The 2,642-nt window shown below is 72.0% G+C and carries 3 protein-coding genes; 1 reads left to right on the top strand and 2 read right to left on the bottom strand.

Annotated features, from left to right (window positions below):
• The coding region (locus tag H5J33_RS30520; RefSeq protein ID WP_181798010.1) for a helix-turn-helix transcriptional regulator at positions 1-348 on the bottom strand (348 nt) is incomplete at its 3' end.
• Between the two features lie 315 nt (positions 349-663).
• A complete protein-coding gene (locus tag H5J33_RS30525; RefSeq protein WP_181798011.1) occupies positions 664-1,776 on the bottom strand; it encodes a mechanosensitive ion channel family protein in 1,113 nt (370 codons plus the stop codon).
• A gap of 313 nt (positions 1,777-2,089) precedes the next feature.
• Here H5J33_RS30525 and H5J33_RS30530 point away from each other — a divergent pair, with 313 nt between their 5' ends.
• A complete protein-coding gene (locus H5J33_RS30530; RefSeq protein WP_030608086.1) occupies positions 2,090-2,626 on the top strand; it encodes an HNH endonuclease in 537 nt (178 codons plus the stop codon).
• Positions 2,627-2,642: the final 16 nt, after the last annotated feature.

The raw sequence follows: 2,642 nt of genomic DNA on the forward strand, positions 1-2,642 counted from the left end.
GGTGGGCAGCTCGTACTCGCCGACCGTGCGGCCGGTGATGTCGGCGACGGCGGCCCGGATGCGCTGCGGGGTGACGTCGAGCCCGGCGGCGTACGCCACGGCCGGGTCGATCGCGTACAGCTGGGCGCTGGGGCCCGGCCGGCCCTCGCTGGTGCCGGTCACCCGGACCAGTCCGGCCGCCTCCAGGCGGGCCAGCAGCTGGGAGGCGGTGGGCTTGGACAGGCCGGTCAGCTTGCCGATCCGGGTGCGCGACAGCGGCCCGTGCGCCAGCAGCAGCTCCAGGGCGGCGCGGTCGTTCATGGCGCGCAGGACGCGCGGGGTGCCCGGCGTACCGGCGGTCGTTGCCATGGGGGTCCACACCTGCCTTTCCGGCCACCCAGCTTTTCAGTGACCCGGGCGGGGCGTCCAGTCCTTGATCGACGGGCGCCCGGGGGCTCACTGCGGTCACTGTTAGGAAAGTTTCCTGTTCGGTGGGAGGAACGTAAGCCGAGGGAGAAGGGGGCGTCAATAGCCGTCGACGGACGGCGGCCCCCGGCAACGTTGTCGTCGCCGGGGGCCGCGGGGCCGGGGCTCAGCTCTTGACGAAGGCCTCGACGGGATCGTCGTCCTCGGCCTTCTCGGAACGAGTGTGCTGAGACCGTTCCCCTATATCGTTCATCTCGCTTATTTCGCCGGCGGTGCCTGCCGCTGGGTGACGATCGGGGACGCCGCCGCCGACTGCGGCGAGTCCGCGTTGGAGTACACCGACGGGGCCGCCACCGTGGCCGTCGGGTCGGGGGTGTCCTCGGCGTCCTCGACCGCCGTCGCGCCGCCCACGATCCGGATGCTCGCCGCGTCGAACGCCCGCTTGATCCGCCAGCGCAGCTCCCGCTCCACCGTCACCGACTTGCCCGGCATGGTCTTCGCCGAGACCCGGACCACCATGGAGTCGATCAGCACCGAGTCCAGGCCGAGGACCTCCACCGGGCTCCACAGCAGCTCGTTCCAGGGCTCCTCCCGGCTCATCCTCCCGGCGACCTCGTCCAGCGTGGCCTTGACCCGGTCCAGGTCCTCGCTCGCCCGGACGGTCACGTCGACCCCGGCCGTCGCCCAGCCCTGCGACAGGTTCCCGATCCGCTTGACCTCGCCGTTGCGGACGTACCAGATCTCCCCGCCGTCGCCGCGCAGCTTGGTCACCCGCAGCCCGACCTCGATCACCTCGCCGGTGGCCACGCCCGCGTCGATCACGTCTCCGACGCCGTACTGGTCCTCGAGGATCATGAACACGCCGGACAGGAAGTCCGTGACCAGGTTGCGCGCGCCGAAACCGATCGCCACACCGGCGACACCGGCCGACGCCAGCAGCGGCGCCAGGTTGATCTCGAAGGTGGACAGCACCATCAGCGCGGCCGTGCCGAGGATCAGGAAGCTCGCCACCGAGCGCAGCACCGAGCCGATGGCGGCCGAGCGCTGCCGCCGCCGCTCGGCGTTGACCAGCAGCCCGCCCAGCGCGGTGCCGTCCACGGCCTGCGCGGTACGGCCCATCCGGTCGATCAGCTTCGTGATCGCCCGCCGCACCGCCGCCCGCAGCGCCACCGCCACGACCACGATCAGCAGGATCCTGAGGCCCATCGCGAGCCACGTCGACCAGTTCTGCTCCACCCAGCTCGCCGCGTTCGTCGCGCTCTCCTGGGCGTCCTGGAGCGTCGGCACGGCCGGGGTCACCGACTGCGACGGCGACGGCGACGGGGACGGCGACGCGCCGGCGGCCACGAGGAGGGCGGGCAGGGACGACACGGCAGGTACCTCCAGGTGCTGCGTGGTCCGTACCGGCGGGGGCAAGGTCACGAAAAGGTCACCGGTCGGACGGAAACACCACACTAACGGGGCATCGCGGGTGCTCCCCGCCGATCCGTGCGGCGGGCGGGCAGGAGAGACACGGCTCACGCGGGCTTGAACAGGGCGTGGTCCGGGGGATGAATCAGATGTGGTCGAAAACACTCCCAGCCCGTTACCGGGACATGGTGGCGCTTCCACCAGGCCTGAGGGGAGACTGACTGCAGATCGTCCCGGCGCGAGCCACGCGCCGCCGACGCCCAAGGAGGCACCCGTGCCGCATGTCCTGGTCCTCAACGCGTCGTACGAGCCGCTCGGCGTCGTACCGCTCCGCCGCGCGCTCGTCCTCGTCCTGGAGAACAAGGCCGTCTCCCTCGAGGAATCCGGCGCCTATATGCACAGCGCGACCGTCACCCTCCCCGCACCCAGCGTGGTCCGGCTCAAGCGATTCGTCCGGGTCCCCTACCGGGGGCCCGTCCCGTTGACCCGCCGTGCGCTCTTCGCGCGCGACGGGGGCCGGTGCATGTACTGCGGTGGCGTCGCAACCAGCGTCGACCACGTCATCCCGCGCAGCCGCGGGGGCAAGCACGTCTGGGACAACGTGGTGGCCTCCTGCCGCCGCTGCAACCACGTCAAGGCCGACCGCCACCTGGTCGAGCTGGGCTGGCGGCTGCGGCACAAGCCGGCCCCGCCGACGGGGCTGGCCTGGCGCATCATCGGCACCGGGCACCGGGACCCGCGCTGGCTCCCGTACCTGCAGCCCTACGGCGCGGACGACGCCCTGGCCCGGATCGACGGAGTGTCCGCCTAGATCCGGGCCCGTGTGC

This window comes from Streptomyces sp. WELS2, assembly GCF_013870595.1.
Classification (GTDB): domain Bacteria; phylum Actinomycetota; class Actinomycetes; order Streptomycetales; family Streptomycetaceae; genus Streptomyces.